This is a genomic window from Solwaraspora sp. WMMA2056 (assembly GCF_030345095.1).
GTDB lineage: Bacteria > Actinomycetota > Actinomycetes > Mycobacteriales > Micromonosporaceae > Micromonospora_E.
On the sequence record NZ_CP128360.1, the window covers coordinates 289033 to 305396 of the forward strand.

General features: G+C 72.4%; 21 protein-coding genes. 8 read left to right on the forward strand and 13 right to left on the reverse strand.

Annotation, left to right across the window (positions count from 1 at the left end):
• Positions 1-27: 27 nt before the first annotated feature.
• Positions 28-561: a DUF6244 family protein gene (locus O7608_RS01435; protein WP_289208279.1), complete on the forward strand. Its 534-nt coding sequence runs from the start codon at positions 28-30 to the stop codon at positions 559-561.
• 122 nt (positions 562-683) lie between these two features.
• Positions 684-1079: a DUF805 domain-containing protein gene (locus O7608_RS01440; RefSeq protein ID WP_289208280.1), complete on the forward strand. Its 396-nt coding sequence runs from the start codon at positions 684-686 to the stop codon at positions 1077-1079.
• A 101-nt stretch (positions 1080-1180) separates the two neighbouring features.
• Here O7608_RS01440 and O7608_RS01445 read toward each other — a convergent pair whose 3' ends face one another.
• Together O7608_RS01445 and O7608_RS01450 are read right to left on the reverse strand one after the other, a co-directional pair.
• Positions 1181-1441 (reverse strand): DUF397 domain-containing protein, encoded by a 261-nt coding sequence (locus O7608_RS01445; protein ID WP_289208281.1) that lies wholly within the window; start codon positions 1439-1441, stop codon positions 1181-1183.
• Complete coding sequence (locus O7608_RS01450) at positions 1438-2310, reverse strand: helix-turn-helix domain-containing protein (RefSeq protein WP_289208282.1); 873 nt, start codon at positions 2308-2310, stop codon at positions 1438-1440. The genes O7608_RS01445 and O7608_RS01450 overlap by 4 nt, the downstream gene beginning before the upstream one ends.
• Positions 2311-2677: 367 nt before the next feature.
• On the opposite strand from O7608_RS01450, the gene O7608_RS01455 reads away from it, so the two are divergent.
• Both O7608_RS01455 and O7608_RS01460 read left to right on the forward strand, forming a co-directional pair.
• On the forward strand, positions 2678-2845 hold the full coding sequence (locus O7608_RS01455) for a hypothetical protein (RefSeq protein WP_289208283.1): 168 nt from the start codon (positions 2678-2680) through the stop codon (positions 2843-2845).
• Between the two features lie 45 nt (positions 2846-2890).
• On the forward strand, positions 2891-3310 hold the full coding sequence (locus tag O7608_RS01460; protein WP_289208284.1) for a hypothetical protein: 420 nt from the start codon (positions 2891-2893) through the stop codon (positions 3308-3310).
• A gap of 98 nt (positions 3311-3408) precedes the next feature.
• Here the strand turns inward: O7608_RS01460 and O7608_RS01465 are convergent, their stop codons facing one another.
• The 4 genes from O7608_RS01465 to O7608_RS01480 all read right to left on the reverse strand — a co-directional run bounded on the left by O7608_RS01465 (position 3409) and on the right by O7608_RS01480 (position 6132).
• Positions 3409-3726, reverse strand: coding sequence for a type II toxin-antitoxin system PemK/MazF family toxin (locus O7608_RS01465; protein WP_282225174.1), 318 nt, complete (start codon positions 3724-3726; stop codon positions 3409-3411).
• A complete protein-coding gene (locus tag O7608_RS01470; protein ID WP_289208285.1) occupies positions 3716-3955 on the reverse strand; it encodes a hypothetical protein in 240 nt (79 codons plus the stop codon). Before O7608_RS01470 ends, O7608_RS01465 begins: the two co-directional genes overlap by 11 nt.
• A gap of 63 nt (positions 3956-4018) precedes the next feature.
• On the reverse strand, positions 4019-5266 hold the full coding sequence (gene fahA, locus O7608_RS01475; RefSeq protein ID WP_289208286.1) for a fumarylacetoacetase: 1248 nt from the start codon (positions 5264-5266) through the stop codon (positions 4019-4021).
• On the reverse strand, positions 5263-6132 hold the full coding sequence (locus tag O7608_RS01480; RefSeq protein ID WP_289208287.1) for a hypothetical protein: 870 nt from the start codon (positions 6130-6132) through the stop codon (positions 5263-5265). Before O7608_RS01480 ends, fahA begins: the two co-directional genes overlap by 4 nt.
• Before the next feature lie 94 nt (positions 6133-6226).
• On the opposite strand from O7608_RS01480, the gene O7608_RS01485 reads away from it, so the two are divergent.
• A complete protein-coding gene (locus O7608_RS01485; RefSeq protein ID WP_289208288.1) occupies positions 6227-7396 on the forward strand; it encodes a homogentisate 1,2-dioxygenase in 1170 nt (389 codons plus the stop codon).
• Positions 7397-7426: 30 nt separating this feature from the next.
• Here the strand turns inward: O7608_RS01485 and O7608_RS01490 are convergent, their stop codons facing one another.
• From O7608_RS01490 to O7608_RS01505, 4 genes are read right to left on the reverse strand one after another with little or no spacing between them, the layout of a single operon-like run.
• Positions 7427-8551, reverse strand: a complete 1125-nt coding sequence (locus tag O7608_RS01490; RefSeq protein ID WP_289208289.1) for a tetratricopeptide repeat protein — start codon at positions 8549-8551, stop codon at positions 7427-7429.
• A 9-nt stretch (positions 8552-8560) separates the two neighbouring features.
• Positions 8561-9046, reverse strand: coding sequence for a 2-C-methyl-D-erythritol 2,4-cyclodiphosphate synthase (ispF, locus tag O7608_RS01495; RefSeq protein WP_289208290.1), 486 nt, complete (start codon positions 9044-9046; stop codon positions 8561-8563).
• Positions 9047-9095: 49 nt separating this feature from the next.
• Complete coding sequence (gene ispD, locus O7608_RS01500) at positions 9096-9821, reverse strand: 2-C-methyl-D-erythritol 4-phosphate cytidylyltransferase (protein WP_289208291.1); 726 nt, start codon at positions 9819-9821, stop codon at positions 9096-9098.
• Positions 9822-9873: 52 nt separating this feature from the next.
• Positions 9874-10359 carry a CarD family transcriptional regulator gene (locus tag O7608_RS01505; protein ID WP_282225167.1) on the reverse strand — a complete coding sequence of 162 codons (486 nt, stop codon included), beginning with the start codon at positions 10357-10359 and terminating at the stop codon, positions 9874-9876.
• Between the two features lie 420 nt (positions 10360-10779).
• Here O7608_RS01505 and O7608_RS01510 point away from each other — a divergent pair, with 420 nt between their 5' ends.
• Positions 10780-11517, forward strand: a complete 738-nt coding sequence (locus O7608_RS01510) for a hypothetical protein (RefSeq protein WP_289208292.1) — start codon at positions 10780-10782, stop codon at positions 11515-11517.
• Here O7608_RS01510 and O7608_RS01515 read toward each other — a convergent pair.
• The 3 genes from O7608_RS01515 to O7608_RS01525 are packed head-to-tail and all read right to left on the reverse strand — an operon-like array spanning position 11504 to position 14656.
• A complete protein-coding gene (locus O7608_RS01515; protein ID WP_289208293.1) occupies positions 11504-12682 on the reverse strand; it encodes a type III polyketide synthase in 1179 nt (392 codons plus the stop codon). The two genes, O7608_RS01510 and O7608_RS01515, sit on opposite strands and share 14 nt — an antisense overlap.
• Complete coding sequence (locus O7608_RS01520; protein WP_502959164.1) at positions 12676-13848, reverse strand: acyl-CoA dehydrogenase family protein; 1173 nt, start codon at positions 13846-13848, stop codon at positions 12676-12678. Before O7608_RS01520 ends, O7608_RS01515 begins: the two co-directional genes overlap by 7 nt.
• Before the next feature lie 22 nt (positions 13849-13870).
• Complete coding sequence (locus tag O7608_RS01525) at positions 13871-14656, reverse strand: methyltransferase domain-containing protein (protein ID WP_289208294.1); 786 nt, start codon at positions 14654-14656, stop codon at positions 13871-13873.
• 47 nt (positions 14657-14703) lie between these two features.
• Between O7608_RS01525 and O7608_RS01530 the strand changes: the two genes are divergently transcribed.
• Positions 14704-15543, forward strand: coding sequence for a UbiA family prenyltransferase (locus O7608_RS01530; protein WP_289208295.1), 840 nt, complete (start codon positions 14704-14706; stop codon positions 15541-15543).
• Between the two features lie 154 nt (positions 15544-15697).
• Positions 15698-16354 carry a hypothetical protein gene (locus tag O7608_RS01535; RefSeq protein WP_289211153.1) on the forward strand — a complete coding sequence of 219 codons (657 nt, stop codon included), beginning with the start codon at positions 15698-15700 and terminating at the stop codon, positions 16352-16354.
• Positions 16355-16364: the final 10 nt, after the last annotated feature.

A 16364-nucleotide genomic window follows, 5' to 3' on the forward strand; every position in this document is an offset into this window, starting at 1 on the left:
AGGTCAAACGGGGTGAGGAGTTCGACGATGGCGGCAGCACCGGTAGATGGCGTCGACAGGGACCTGCGGGCGATGCGGGCGGGCATCGAACAGGCCCGGACGGCCGCCGCGTCGGCCCAGCACGAGGCCGAGCGGGTCGCCGGCCAGGCCGCCGCCGGCGGCTTCAGCGGCATCGTGGCCGGCATGATCCAGGTACGCAACGCGCTGAAGGAACTGCAGGCGGGTCTGGCCGGGGTCACCGGCACCCTCGACGAGGCGGCGGCCACGGTGGTGCCGGTGCCGAGGAAGGCTTCACCGGCGGAGGTGCTGGCCACGCTGGGCCGGGCCGGCGACAAGCTGCGCGCCGTCCAGGACGGCATCGGCGCAGCCGCCGCCAAGGCCGACGAGGTGGCGACGTTGGTGGCCCGGGTGTTGGCCGGCGGCGACCCGGGCCGGCTGCTCGGCACGCTCGGCACCGTCAAGGAGACCTTGGCGGCGGTACGGCAACAGGCCGGCGTCGTCGACGAGTCGCTGACCGCTGCCGCCGCCACCGCCCGCCAGGTCGGTAACCCCGGCACCTGAACGCCGTCCGCAGGAACGGCGACCTCTCCGGGGCGTTGTGCACTCAGGCAGGCAAGATCCAGTTGCGACAGTCTCCTACCCTGAGTGTCACGCACCGCCCCGCTTGAGATGCTGGAGGCGTCATGAACTTCACCGCCGCAGTTCGTTCTGTGCTCACCCAGTACGTCGGGTTCAGCGGGCGGGCCCGCCGCTCCGAGTACTGGTGGTTCGCCCTCTTCTCGCTCCTGGTCAGCATCGTGACCTCGGTCCTGGACACCGCCCTGGGCACCAACTTCGAGGACTCCACCAACGGCGTCATCGGCGTGATCGTCAGCCTGGCGCTGTTGCTGCCGTCGTTGGCGGTCGCCGTACGCCGGCTGCACGACACCGACCGGTCCGGCTGGTGGATCCTGATCGGGCTGATCCCGATCATCGGCTGGATCGTCCTGCTGGTGTTCTACGTGCAGAACGGCACGGCCGGCCCGAACCGCTTCGGCCCCGACCCCAAGGACGTCGCCGGGTTCGGCTCAGCCGTCTGACGCCCGCGACAGCAACACCTGTGTGAGGCTGGGATACCCAACGGCAAGCTCGTTGGGTATCCCAGCCTCACATCGTGCGGGCCGTCGCCGGGGGCGAGCGGTCAGGCTGTGAGGGTGCCGCCCTTGGTAGCGGTGATGAAGGCGGACCAGCTGGCCGGGGCGACCACCAGCACCGGGCCGCTCGGGTCCTTCGAGTCCCGTACGCCGACCACGCCGCCGAGCCCGTCGGCCACCTCGACGCAGTGGCCCTGGTCGTTGGATCGGCTGCTCTTGCGCCAGGTGGCGTCGGCCACCTCGACGCACTGGCCCTGGTCGTTGGAGCGGCTGCTCTTGCGCCAGGTGGCGGTGGACAGGTCGATCATGACTCGTACTCCTTTGCGGTCCGGGCGAGGAGGTCACGTGTCGCGGCCTGGCCCAGCGCGGCGGCGGTCAGGTCATCGAAGGCAATCGTATAGCGCTCGGCCTCGTCCGGGCGGTCCAGGAAGAGGGCACCAGTGAGGCCCTCGACGTAGACGGTGGTCGGCTCCAGCTCGGCCGGGAAGTCGAGCATGGTGAAGCCGCCGGTGAACGATCCACCATGGATGCCGGCGCTGAACGGGATCAGCCGGATCGAGACGTTCGGCAGCTCGCTCGCCTCGGCCAGCCGGCGCAGCTGAGCCGCCATGACCGCTCCGGAGCCGACCGGGCAACGAATCACCGCCTCGTTGAGCACGATGTCGAACCGGGGCAGGATCGGCTCCATCCGGGTGAGCAGCTTGGCGCGCTGCAGCCGCACCGCCACCCGCTGCTCGATGATCTCCGGCGACAGGCGCAGCGGGCTGCGGGCGAAGATCGCCGTCGCGTACTCCCGGGTCTGCAGCACGCCGGAGACGAGGCCGGTGTGGTACTCGCGGAGGTGGGCGGCGGCCTCCTCCAGGCCGATGAACAGCTCGAACCAGGACGGGATGCTGGCGTAGTCGTGCCACCAGCCCTTCTCCTTCGTCTTCGGAGCCAACGCGGCCAGCGCCTCGATGGTCGGCAGGTCCGCGCCATACAGCTCGCAGAGCAGCACCACGTCCTCGGCGCGGATCGGCACCTCGCCCCGCTCCATCCGCAGCAGCTTGGTCGCCGACCAGTCCAGCTCGCGGGCCGCCGTGGTCTGCGGGACCCGGGCCAGCCGCTCCCGCAGCCGACGCAGCTCCCGACCGAGCTGGCGTCGCGGGACCGACGAGTTCAACAGGGCCGAGGACATTGGTGCCACCTCCTGGAATTGATCACACCCGGGCTGATCATGCACGTCTGGCAGGTCAACTTCTGGTCGACCGAGGTCTATACAACTGGCTGGCCATATCTCTATCACAGGGCCCCGACAGTGTTGCGGTGGCGCGGATTGGCCGACAGACTCGTCTTCGTTCGGGAACGAGACCGAAGCGCCGCAAATCGGCGCGGACCTTTCGTCGACGAATACGACCTGACCGATCGGTGGGCGGCAAACCATCCGAACGGCCAGGGACGTTTCTCCCCAATCAGGCGTGGCGGCCGGCACGGCACCCCCGAGCCGTCCGGCCGCCACGCCGCCCGAACTTTTCCCAGCTCACCACCGTTATGGGAGGTGGAAGATGTCCGACGTCGGTTTCGCGATCGCGATGGCCAGCGCCGCACTGGTCGGCTTCCTCGCCGGCCTGCTCAGTTTCAAGGTCAAGAGCCGGTGGTGCCCCGAGTGCGGGGCGATGACCTACCCACGGCCACCGGACGGCCATGATATGCAGATCAGCAACGGCAGTTGACTTGCAATTTCCACCACGACCGACAACACGCCAATGCGAGGGATCATGCCGTACCGTAATGACAAGCCGGACCGATTCACCAGGCCGCCGCTACCGGCGAAGCTGATCAACGAACGACCCGCTCCCGACCGGCCGCCACTGCCGAAACGGGTGCCGGGTGACACCGATGTCGACGCCGACCCCCGCTTCCACCTGGTCGGCGCGCGAGGCGTTGCCCCGGCGCCACCCGACAACCCGGTGACGGTGGCGCAGCTCGCCAAGCGGATGGCGCAGCGGCACATGCCGGACCGGATGGGCGGCTGTCGACACTGCGGGCGTACGTACTGCGATCTGTTCCTGGAGGCGCTCGCGGTGCTGGACCGGCGCGACCAGGCCGCCGCCCGCCAGATCCGGGCCGTCCTGCAGTACGCCGGCCTCACCCCACCGGCCCGCGACGACGACGACTCAGCACACCCCTCCCCATGATCGCCGCGATCTTGCGGTTATCGTGCGACAAAGTGGACAAATCTTCTCGATAAGCGCAAGATCGTCGCGATCATGGGGGGGGTGGGGGGTTCGTCCGGTCAGAGAATGTCGAGTACGGCTCGTAGCAGCCGATTGACCTCCACCATCTCGGCGGGGCTCAGTCGTCCGACACGCTCGCCAATGGCTTTCTCGGTGTCGACGGCACGCAGTTGGTCCAGCATGAGCCGGGTCGACTCACCACGCACAGTCACCTCAGGACGGAAGACATACGGGTGTGCCGACGTAGAGGTCGGAGCAACCACCGTCGTCGACAGGTGCAGTTCGTCGGACTGCACCACCACGGCGTACCGGCGGCCTTGTTGTTCGTGACCGATCGCGTCACGGGGAGCGCGGAGCCGGTAGACGTCACCACGCACTGAGCTCGTCCAACTCTGCCTGGACCCGGCGAACCTCCGCGAGGTCGTCGACGTTGCCGCGCGCGTGCTCTGCGTCCGCCCGCATTCTCGCCTTCAACGCGTGGTCGGCATGTTCGTCGAGGAGCCGCGTGATGACATCGTCGATCGACGCGTCTCCGAACTCCTGTGCGCGGGTCCGCATCAGCCGGTCGCGGGTGACAGCGCTGACCCTGATCGTCGTTGTCGCCATGGAGGTAGTCTACCCACTGGTCTACATATCGTCTACTAAACGATCTACCTAGTCGCCGGCCGGTCAGGAGGCGGGCAGGACGGTGCCGGTGACCTCGCCTAGGCCGATGGTTGCGCCGGCCGGGCCGGGGGCGGTGGCGGTGATGACGACGGTGTCACCGTCTTCGAGGAAGGTGCGCTCGGAGCCGTCGTCCAGCTTGATCGGCTCGGTGCCGCCCCAGGTCAGCTCCAGGAACGAGCCGACCTGGTCACGCCGGGCCCCGGAGACGGTGCCGGAGGCGTAGAGATCACCGGTGCGCAGCGCCGCGCCGTTGACGGTCAGGTGGGCCAACTGCTGCGCCGGCGTCCAGTACATGCCGGCGAACGGCGGGGCGCTGACCTTGGTGCCGTTCCACTCGACGACGATCGAGAGATCCAGACCGAGGCGCGCCGACTCAACGAGATAGTCCAGCACCGGCGGGTCCTGCTCGGGGGCAGGCACCCAGGCATGGTCGAGGGCCTCCAGCGGCACGATCCACGGGCTGACCGAGGTGGCGAACGACTTGCCGAGGAACGGACCCAGCGGCTGGTACTCCCAGGCCTGGATGTCCCGGGCCGACCAGTCGTTGACCAGGGTGACGCCGAAGACGTGGTCGGCGAACCGGCCCGTCGGCACCCGGTCGCCGAGCCGGGTCGGCACCCCGACGACGAAACCCACCTCGGCTTCGATGTCGAGCCGACCCGACGGGCCGAAGACCGGGCCGGCGGAGCTGCGCCGCTGCCCGCAGGGGCGCACGATCGGCGTACCGGAGACGACGACCGTGCCGGCCCGGCCGTGGTAGCCGATCGGCAGGTGCCGCCAGTTCGGGGTGAGCAGCGGCTGGCCGGGGCGGAAGATCTGCCCGACGTTGCTGGCGTGCTGCTCGGAGGAGTAGAAGTCGACGTAGTCGCCGACGGTGAACGGCATGACCAGGTCGACCTGCGCCAGCGGGACCAGCAGCGGCTCGACCGCCGCCCGGTGCTCCGACTCGGTGAGCAGCTCGACGATCCGCCGCCGGACGGTGGTCCACTGTGCCCGGCCGAGGGCCAGGAATTCGTCGAGGGTCGGCTGACACAGGGCGCCGCCGGCGAGGATCAGGTCGGCATCCTCCGCGCCGCGCAGGTCGAGCACGAAATCGGCGATCCGTACGCCGAGCCGCTGCCCGCCGGCACGCGAGCTGCCGCCGGGCTCACCCGGCGAGCCGGCCCCGCCGCTATGGCGGAAGGCACCGTACGGCAGGGTCTGCACCCCGTACGGTGAACCGTCGGCACCGGGCACCCAGCAGGTCGTCACGCGAATCCTCCGTTGATCAGCCCCAGCCGGACCAGGTCGGTCAGCGGGTCGGTGATGCTGCAGGACCCGAAACCTACCCACAGCGGCCGGTCGGCGCTCCGGCGCGTACGGGCCGGTTCGATCAGCCGGGCCGCGTCGGTGGTGGCGAGCAGTTCGGCGACCTCGGCCACCTCGGCGCCCTCGGCGGCGGTGATCGTGGCGGCGAGGACGTTGAGGAAGCCGTGGTGGGTGAAGCCGGTCTCCGGGTCGGTGTCCCGGATGGCGTGGTGCAGCCCGGCGGTCAGTTTGAACGGCAACGCCCGGTCCCGGCAGGCGCAGATCACGGCGGCCAGCTCGACCGGGGTGGGGAACAGCTCGGCGGCCAGCCCGCCGGTGCGGAACTTCGCGGCCACGTCGACGCCGCCGGCCCGCGCCTCGGCGAGGGTGTCCAGGGCGGCGAGCAGCCCCCAGGTCAGCGGCACCTCCGCGTACCCACTGATCTTGGGCCAGCCGGCGAGGGCCGTCAGCAGCGTCCGGAGGCCGGGTTGCGGGTCCTCGCCGCGTTTGGCAACGGCGACCTCGACCTGGCGCAGCCGCAGCCGGTCGGCGGGCAGTGCGTCGACGGCGGCGGGCAGGACGGCGAGGCCGGTGTCGCCGATCAGGCCGATCTCCAGCTCCTCGCCGGGGCCGAGCAGGCTGCCGAGCAGCCGCCGGGCCGCGTCGATCCCGGAGGCGGGCAGCAGGAACGGGCCGACCAGGTCGGCGTACCAGGCGGTGCGGTGGTCACGGTGCGCGGTGATCGCGTCGGGCAGGTCGGCGCTGCCGGGCGGAAAGACCGCCGCGTCGTCGACGAGGCCGGCGAAGATCCTGGGTACCTGCATTGACACGCCTCTGAACCTAGTGGATTCTACGATTAACGGACAACAGCGTCCGATTATCGGACGCTACCGGCCGGTCAACGGGGAGATACGGAGGGTAATGATGCCCTACTACCGCAGCGTTGGCGAGATCCCCCGCAAGCGCCACACCCAGTTCCGCCAACCCGACGGCAGCCTGTACGCCGAGGAGCTGATGGGCCAGGAAGGCTTCTCCGCCGACTCGTCCCTGCTCTACCACCGGCACCTGCCCACCGCGATCGTCGCCGCCGAGACCTACGCACCACCACCGACCCGACGGCTGCCGAACCACCCGCTCACGCCACGGCACCTGCGTACCCACAAGCTCGACTCCGGACACACCGACGCCGTCCTCGGCCGAGCGCCGCTGCTCGCCAACGACGACGTACGGATCAGCTACGTCGTCGCCGACCAGCCGTCCCCGCTGTACCGCAACGCGACCGGCGACGAATGCCTGTACGTCGAGTCCGGCGCCGCCCGGGTGGAGACCAGCTTCGGGGTGCTCGGCGTCACCTCCGGCGACTACGTGGTCATCCCGACCTCGGTGGTGCACCGGATCGTGCCCGTCGACGACGTACCGCTGCGACTGCTCACCATCGAGGCGACCGGCCACATCGGAGCACCCAAGCGGTACCTGTCGCAGCGCGGCCAGTTCCTGGAACACTCGCCGTACTGTGAGCGGGACATCCGTGGACCCGGCCAGCCGCTGCTGATCGACGGCACCGACGTCGAGGTGTACGTGCGGCACCGGCAGGGCTGGACCCGGCACGTGTACGCCCACCACCCGTTCGACGTGGTCGGCTGGGACGGCCACCTCTACCCGTGGGCGTTGAGCATCCACGACTTCGAGCCGATCACCGGCCGGCTGCACCAGCCGCCACCGGTGCACCAGACCTTCGCCGGCCCGAACTTCGTGATCTGCTCGTTCGTGCCCCGCAAGGTCGACTACCACCCGCAGGCCATCCCGGTGCCGTACAACCACCACAACGTCGACTCCGACGAGATGCTGTTCTACACCGGCGGCAACTACGAGGCGCGGCGCGGCTCCGGCATCGAACAGGGCTCCATCTCGCTGCACCCGGCCGGCTGCACCCACGGGCCGCAACCCGGGGCCGTCGAACGCTCACTCGGTGCCGAGCACTTCGACGAACTCGCCGTGATGGTCGACACCTTCCGACCGCTGGACCTGTGCGACGCCGCCCTGACGGTCGAGGACAGCGGGTACGCCTGGACCTGGGCGGGCAATGCCCGCTGAGGGCGACTACGGCTGGTCCGGCAGCCGGCCCTACGGCTGGTCCGGCGGCCGGCCGGTGGCCGAGCGCAGCACCATGAACTGGGCGAACGCGGCGGCACCGATCGCCGACACCAGCAGCCACGGCGAGGCGATCGCCGCGTAGCAGAAGATCAGCACCGGGGCGGCACCCACCGCGTACACGGCCGTCGCCAGGCGGCGGTCCAGCAGCTGCGACAGCACCTCGCTGATCCGCCCCGGCACCCGCCGGGCCAGCAGCCAGACCAGCACCACCCCGCCGACCGCCGAGAACATCGCCCAGCCGCGCGACGCGGTGCTGCCCGCCAGACAGGCCACGGTCACCGCCGCGACCATGCTGTAGCCGGCACCGATCAGCACCAGCCGGCGCAGCTCCTCGTCGACCGTACGCGGCTGCTGCTGCCTCGGATCCGGCGGTGGCGGCGGCGGGGCCATCATGGTCGCCTGCTCGGCGAGGATCGCCAGCTCGGCGGCGTACCGGCGCTGCTCCAGGCCGATCACCCCGACGTCGTGTTGCGCCTCACCGATCAGCGGGTCCAGCCGCAGCGCCTCGCCGTACGCCCGGTGCGCCAGGTCGAACAGCTCCAGCCGGGCACCGACCAGACCGAGCACCAGATGCGCCTGAGCGTCCTGCGGGGCAAGCTCCACCCCGCGCCAGGCCGCGTTCAGCGCCGGCTGGCCGTTGCGTGAGCCGGCCAGGATCGCCGCGCCGCTGCGCTGGGCGTACGCGTCGTCCGGGTACGTGGCCAGCAGGTCGGTGGCGACCCGGGCAGCCTCGGCGAACCGGCGCAGGTCGATCAGCGCCAGGCCGCGTACCACCTGCAGGGCGATCCGGTCCGCGACGTCGAGCCCGGCGGCGGCATCGGCCGGCGGGTGGTCGGCGGCGGCCGCCGACCACGGACTCGGCACGTCGCCGGTGGTCGACCCGTCGGCCGCGGCGAGGGCCTGCTCCGGGCGGTCGGCGGCCAGCTGCACCCGGGCCAGCATGATCCGGGCGGCGACGCTGTCCGGGTCGAGCGCCGTCGCGAACCCGATCTCGGCGGCGGCTTCGTCGTAGCGGCCGAGGTCGGCCAGCAGCCCGGCCCGTTGCAGATAGCCGTGGACGTCGGTGGGCGGCTCGGGGGCAGACTCGCTCGACACCTGTCGAGCCTATCCGGGCGGCGCGAGCGGATAGACGAGCGCGACCGCCAGGCCGGCGAGACCCTCGCCCCGGCCGGTCAGTCCGAGCCCGTCGGTGGTGGTGCCGGAGACGGTGACCGGGGCACCGGCGGCGGCGCTGAGCGCCTGCTGCGCCTCGGCCCGGCGGGGGCCGATCTTCGGCCGTACGCCGATCACCTGGATCGATACGTTGCCGATGACGAACCCGGCGGCGACCACCCGGCGGGCCGCCTCGGCGAGCAGGTCCACCCCGGCGGCTCCGGCCCACTGCGGCTGGTCGACGCCGAAGTTGGCGCCCAGGTCACCGAGGCCGGCGGCGGAGAAGAGCGCGTCGCAGGCGGCGTGCGCGGCGACGTCGCCGTCGGAGTGCCCGGCCAGCCCGGTCTCGCCCGGCCAGTGCAGGCCGGCGACCCAGCAGGGGCGGTCGGCGGCGAAGGCGTGCACGTCGGTGCCGACCCCGACCCGGGGAACGATCATGCCGGCTCAGGCCGAAGAACGATCATGACGGCTCGGTCCGTAAGGACGATCATGACGGAAGGGTACGGGGCGCGGGTTCGGTGGCGAGCAGGTGCTCGGCGATCACCAGGTCGAACGGGCGGGTGATCTTCAACGCCCGCTCCGAGCCGGGCACGCAGACCACCGGTACGCCGAGCTTCTCGACCAGCCCGGCGTCGTCGGTGTGCGGGTCGGCTGCGTCGGCGTGCGCGGCGGCCAGCACGTCCCGGCGGAACCCCTGCGGGGTCTGCACGGCCCGCAGCGTCGACCGGTCGACGGTGGCCAGGACGGTCTCGTCGGCGTCCACCGACTTGATCGTGTCGACGACCGGCAGCACCGGGACGACGGCCGGGGCACCGGCCCGGACCGCGGCGGCGACCGAGTCGACCAGGTCGGGTGGGGTGAGGGCGCGGGCCGCGTCGTGGACCAGGACGATCTGCGGGCCGGCCGGTACGGCGGCCAGCGCGGCGGCCACCGACGCCTGCCGGTGCGCCCCGCCCGGTACGACGATCAGCGGGAGCCCGGCGGCGGCCGGGGTGAGCAGGTCGCGCACGGCGTCGACGTCGGCCGGCGGGGCGGCGACCACGATCACCGCGACCGAGGCGGCGTCGGCGAGCCGGTGGACCGCGTGCACCAGCAGCGGTACGCCGCCGAGCAGGCGCAGCGCCTTCGGCGCGCCGGGCCCGAGGCGTACCCCGGCACCGGCCGCCGGAACGAGGACCGCGACGTCACCGCGCTGCTGGAGATGCGCGGTCACGTCGCGGTCCTCGTTTTCGGAGCAACAGACGATCTATGGGTGGAGAGCTGCCTTACGCGTCGGTGAGCACCTTGTCGAGGAGGTTCTCCGCCTCGTCCTTGGTGCTCTTTTCCGCAAGCGCGACCTCGCCGACCAGGATGTCCCGGGCCTTGGCGAGCATGCGCTTCTCGCCTGCGGACAGCCCCCGCTCCCGCTCCCGACGCCAGAGGTCACGAACGACCTCGGCGACCTTGAGCGGGTTTCCGGACGCCAACTTCTCGAGGTTTGCCTTGTACCGCCGCGACCAGTTGGTCGGCTCCTCGGTGTGTGGCGCGCGAAGCACGTCGAAGACCTTGCCCAGGCCTTCTTCGCCAACCACTTCACGCACACCGACGATCTCGGCGTTCTCGGCGGGGACTCGCACCGTCAGGTCACCCTGCGCAACCCTGAGGACGAGGTACTGCTTCTCCTCGCCCTTGATGACACGAGTCTCGATTGCCTCGATGAGTGCGGCCCCGTGGTGGGGGTAAACAACGGTCTCGCCGACACTGAAAACCATAGGTTCGAAGCCCCTTTCGCTGTGTCTAGGGTAACACGCTCAGGCACCGATGTCCCGTCGTACTCATAGCCGTAAGCGCAGGTCAGAGGGGCTGTGAGAGGTCTTTCTCCGGCTTGACACGCAGCCGCCGACACGCTTCGGCCACTGTGAGTAACCAGACGGTCAGCAGGCAGCTAACCCGCCGGGCGGCCTGACGAGGCGCGTTTCGGCACCCTCATCCTATCCGTCACCCTCATCTTTGACCTGGCTCTGGCGTAACCAGGTCCGGTGCGGGACCCTGATAGGTGGACCCCGATCGACCTCACGGGCGAGCGGGCTGGGGGTGCTGTGGGCAGGACAGGCAACGGCGATGGGTGGTCTGACGGCGCGGGAGCGCCCGACGACCTGCCGCAGATCCCTGCCGACTGGGGCCCGATCGTCGTGCCCGACGATCCCGCCGCGCTCGCCGCCGAGGCCGAGCTCGTCCGCCGGGAGCTGCGCCGCACCCGCCGCCGTGACCGCTGGCACCGCCGGCTGGGGCTGCGTTCCGACCAGGTCGGGCACCGCCCGCACGAGATCGCCGCGCTGCGCCTGCCGCTGACCATCATGCTGGTCGCCGTGCTCGCCGCCATGGTGAGCCTGTTCATCGTGGCTTGGACCGACCGGCCGCCACCGTCGCCGGGCCAGTCGGCCGACCCGTCGGCGGCACCGTCGGCGGCGGCGGGTTCGGCCGTCCTGCCCGCCGGGCCGCTGCCCGCACTCGACCTGATCGACCCCGGCGGCCGCACGGTCGCCCTGCATGCCCTGCTGCCAGCGGTGATCCTGCTGGTCGACAGCTGCGAGTGCGCGGACCAGGTCGCCGCCGCCCGGGCCGCCGCCCCGGCCGGGGTGTCGGTCGTCGCCGTCACCGACGGCACCGACCCGGCGGCCGGCACCGACGGCAGCGCCGCGACGGCCGGCACCGACGGCGCTGATCCGCCGCCCGCCGCCGACCCGGCCGTGCACCGGCTCGTCGACCCGACCGGCGAGATCCGCGGCTTCGTCGACGTCACCCCGGTCGCCGACACCGCCACCGTCCTGCTCGTGGCGCGCGGCGGCGACGTGGTCCGGCTCGTGCCGGCAGCCCGCACCGCCGAGACGTACCGCGCCGACCTGGCCGGGCTGGTCAGTCAGCGGTGAGCAGCCCGGCGTAGAGCGTCAGCCCCGGACCGAACGCCAGCATCACCACCCGACGCGGCGGCCGCGGCGCCCGTCGCAGCCGGTCCAGGATCAGCAGTACGGTCGGCGACGAACAGTTGCCGTACTCCGCCAGGGTCTCCCGGGACGCCGCCAACGCCTCGTCCGGCAACACCAGCTCCCGCTGCACCACGCTCAGGATGCGGGGGCCACCCGGATGCACCGCCCAGCCGTCGACCTGGGCCACCGACAGACCGTGCCGGGCCAGCAGGTCGGCCACCAGCGCCCGGACGTGCAGCGACAACACCTGCGGCACCCGGGGTGACAGACCCATCCGGAACCCGAGATCGGTCACCTCCCAGGTCATGTGGTCGGCCGTCGCGGTGTCCGTCGCGGCCACGATCTCCCGTACGACGTAGTTGCCCGACCGTGGGGCGTCGTCGACGGACCGTACGACGTCGCCGGACCGGCGCGGACCGGGCGGGCCGCCGCCCGCGCCGGTCGGCCCCGGCCCGGTCGGCGCCAGCACCACCGCCGCCGCCGCGTCCGAGAACAGGGCGTGCGCCACGATCTGCTGCGTGTCGGTACGGCGGCCCGGCGGCTGAATGTGCAGGCTGGTCAACTCGGCGCACAACAGCACCGCCGGCCGACCCCGCGCGGTGACGAAGTCCGCCGCCGCGCCCAGCCCCGGCAGCGCCGCATAGCAGCCCATGTGCCCGACGAACAGCCGCTGGGTCGCCGGTGACATCCCGAGATCCCGGGCCAGCAGGATGTCCAGGCCCGGCGTGGCGTACCCGGTGCAGGAACAGACCACGAACAGGCCGATGTCGCCGGCGGACACCCCCGACCCGGTCAACGCCTGCGTCACCGCCTCCTTGCCCAGCGGCAACGCCTCGACCTGGTAGCGGCGCATCCGGCGCTCCGTCGGCCAGTCCGCGACGTCCTCCAGCAGCGGACTCACCGCCGCCTGCCGGGTCCGTACCCCCGAATTGGCGAAGATCCGCGCGGCCAGCGCCTTCGCGGCACCGGTGTAGCGGGCGGCGAAGAAGTCCCGCCACAGCTCGTCCTGGGTCGCCGACGGCGGCAACGCCAGCCCCAGCCCGACCACCGCCGCCGACCGGTGTGTCGTCGCGCCCACCGCCGCCGGCTCCACCGAGGCGGTCACCACCGGGGCGCCGATCCGTCGCGGTCCGGGTCCCCGCCGAGGGCGGCCACCCCCAGCCAGTCCGCGCAGACGTCCGCCGTCGGCGGATGCAGGGCGCCGCAGCGGGCGTCACGGAACAACCGCTCCACCGGATGACCCCGGCGGGTCGCCCCGGTGCCGGCCGCCTCCACCATCGACGACGCCACCTCGGCCGCCGTGGCACCAGCCACCAGCTTGGCCCGCCACACCCACTGGTTGGTCTGCGGATCCCCCGGCGCGGCGTCGACCAGGCGGGCCGCCTCCCGTACGGTCAGCCACGCCGACGCCGCAGCCGCGTCGGCCCGACCGATCCGGGCCCGCACCGCCGGCAGCCCGGTCAGGCCCCGGTCGGTCAGGTGCGCCACCGCCGCGTCCACCGCCGCCCGGGCCACCCCGGCGTACACCGCCGCGTAGCTGGCGACCATCCAGTGTGGCATCAACTGGGCCACCACCAGCGCCAACCCTTCGACCCCGCCGAGCAGGGCGGACGCCGGCACGGTGACGTCCAGGTGCAGATCGTGCGAGCAGGTCGCCCGCATCCCCAGCGAATCCCAGGTCTGCTCCACCCGCAGCCCCGGGGTGTCCGCCGGCACCAGGAACTGCGACACCGTCGCCGGATCGTCGCCGTGCCGGGCCGCCACCAGGTACCCGCCGGCGTGCCCGGCCCCGGAGCAGAACGCCTTGGCACCCTTGATCTGGAACCCGCCGCCGGGCACCGGGTGGTACACCGTCGACAGTTGAGACAGCCGGGACCCGGCACCCCGTTCGCTCATCGCCACCGCGTACCACGTGCCGGCGGCGGCCGCCGCGAGCAGCTGGTCCCGGGCGGCCAGCGCCTCGGCCGGCAGCCCGAGCGCCTCGGCCAGGTTGTCGTCGACCGCGCTCAGCGCCCCGGTCACCGACACGTGCATGTTGAACACCAGCGCCGTCGCCCCGTTGCCCCGGGCCAGCTCGTACGCCACCTCGGCGTAGTCGGCGAACCCGGCACCCAGGCCGCCCAGGCGCTCCGGGACCAGCAGCCCGAACAGGCCCTCCCGGCGCAGGTCGGCGAAGTCCGCCACCGGGAAACTCCCGGCCCGGTCGTGCTCACCCGCCCGCGCGGCGAACCTCGGCACCAACCGCCGCGCCGCCGCCAATGCGTCGCCCACCATTGCTTCCCCTTCCGCCGGTCGATCAGCCTGACTTCAGCCCCCTGCCCTGGTACAGCAGTGCGGTGGACCGGACCGGCACCATCCGGCGCCGTACCGGCCACAACAGGGGGCGCGCGGCTTCGGTGCCGGTGAGCGCGGTCCCGGTCCGTGCGCTGCCGGCGCGTGCGGTGCGCGGCAGCGCCGCCCGCAGCAGCCAGTCGGCCAGCGCCGGGCCGGTCGGCCGCAGCCCCCGCACGAACAGCCGTACGCCGTGCCGGGCACACTCCGCCGTCAGCCGCCGCGGGTCGACGAACAGCGCCGGATCGTGGATGCCGCGCGGCACCATCGGCAGCCGCTCCCCCAGCTCCACCGCGACCAGCCGGCAGCGCAGCGTCGCGTTCAGGGTGTCCAGCACCAGCAGCCCACCCGGGCGCAGCACCCGGCACACCTCGGCGACGGCTCCCGCCAGGTCCGGCACGTGCTCCAGCAGCTCACCGGCGGAGACCACGTCGGCCACCGCGTCCGCCAGCGGCAACGCCAGCGCGTCACCGCGCACCGGGGTCACCCCGTGCGCGGCCGCCTGCCCGAGCGCGGAGGCGGTCAGGTCCACACCGACGTGCCGGTAACCCTTGCCGCGCAGGTGCGGGGCGAGCAGACCGGCCCCGCAGCCGACGTCGACCAGCACCGCGCCGTCGCGGGTGGCCGGCGGGACCAGCTCGGCCCGCGCCTGCGCGATCCAGTGCAGCATCTCGAACGCACCCGCCGGTCGCCACCACTCGTCGGCCAGTACGTCGTACTGGCGGACGTCGTTCGCGGGCAGCCCGGACATTGAGTGAGCGTGACACGACCAGCTGGTAACGGCCACACTTGACGGCTATGTCACGCCGCGTGTCCGCATTGATCAAGGCCAGCCATCCCGAACCGGCGGTCGCGGTCACCGCCGTCGCGGCGCTGCTGGCCTGGGGCGTCGGGCACCGTCCGGTCGGGATCATCCTGGTCGCACTCACCATCGCGGCCACCCAGCTCGCCGTCGGCTGGACCAACGACTGGCTCGACGCCGACCGGGACCGGCAGGTGGGGCGGGCCGACAAACCCGTGCCGGCCGGGGCGGTCAGCCACCGCACGGTCGGTGTCGCCGGGCTGGTCGCGGCGGCGGCCACCCCGCTGCTGGCCGCGCCGACCGGCGTACCGGCCGCGGCGTGCATCACCGGTGCGCTGCTCAGCGCCCTGGCGTACAACTGGCCGTTGAAGTTCACCGTCGTCTCGGTCCTGCCGTACGCGGTGTCGTTCGGGGCGCTGCCGGCCTTCGTCGTCCTGGCGCTGCCCGGCGCGCCGGCCCCGCCGGCCTGGCTGGTCGCCGCCGGCGCACTGCTCGGTGCCGGCGCGCACTTCGCCAACGTGCTGCCGGACCTGGCCGACGACGCCCGCACCGGGGTGCACGGCCTGCCGCACCGCCTCGGGGCCACCGGGTCCGGGCTGGCCGCCGCCGGGCTGCTCGCCGCCGCCACCGTCACCCTGGTCGCCGGCCCGCCCGGGCCGCCGTCGTGGGCCGGGCTCGCGGCGGTCGCCGGCACCGTCCTCATCCTCGCCACCGGGTGGTACGTGGCCCGCCGTGCCGCCACCGACGGCACCCGGCCGAACGCCGTCTTCCGGGCCGTCATGCTGGTCGCCGTGATCGACGTGGTCCTGCTGGTCGCCAGCGGCCCGGTGGCCTGAGCGGGTACGCCACCCGCGCCGGGTGCCAGGTCAGGTGATTGTCGGGTCCGTGGCGGACGGCCGATCAACGCCAACTACCCTGGAGCCGGTCTGCGCGGGGTGTCGCCCCGCGCCCGGCGCCGGCGCGGCGCGGATCGTAACGAGGAGGACCGACGTGACGCCCTCGACCAGGGGATACCGCCGAGTCACGGTGCTGTTCACCGGCGCGGCCGCTGCGAGCGCCCTGTTGCTCAGCGGCTGTGGCACCGGCCAGATCGCCGAGACCGCGATCAAGTCGACGTCGATCAACGGAGTCAACGTCGACTCACCCGACGGTGCGGTGTCGCTACGCGACCTGTCCGTGCCCTACCCGGGGGTCGAGGGCTACCCGGCCGGCAGCAGCGCCCCCGTCGAGGTCGCGATCTTCAACAACACCAACGACCCGGTCACCGTGACGGTCAGCGTCGCCGGGCCGGGCGACAGCGACCGGGAGACGGTCATCGGTGCCGCGTCGGTGGTGATCGGCGGATCCGACGCCGAGCCGTCGCCGCAGGCCACCGAGGGCGCGGAGCCGACCGGCCAGCCGACCGGCGACCCCGGCCGGGACGCCCGGATCTCGTTGCCGGCCAACGGCTGGGCCCTGTTCAGCACCGACGACACCGAGCCGCTGCGGGTAACCGGCCTGACCGACACGCTGACCGCCGGCCGCTCCGTCAACCTGGTCTTCGAGTTCGACAACGGCAACGAACCGCTGGTCGTGCCGGCCCCGGTCGACATGCCGCTCACCCCGGTGCCGCGCGCCCCGGCCGAGCACGACGAGGAAGAGCACTGAGCTCGCGGTC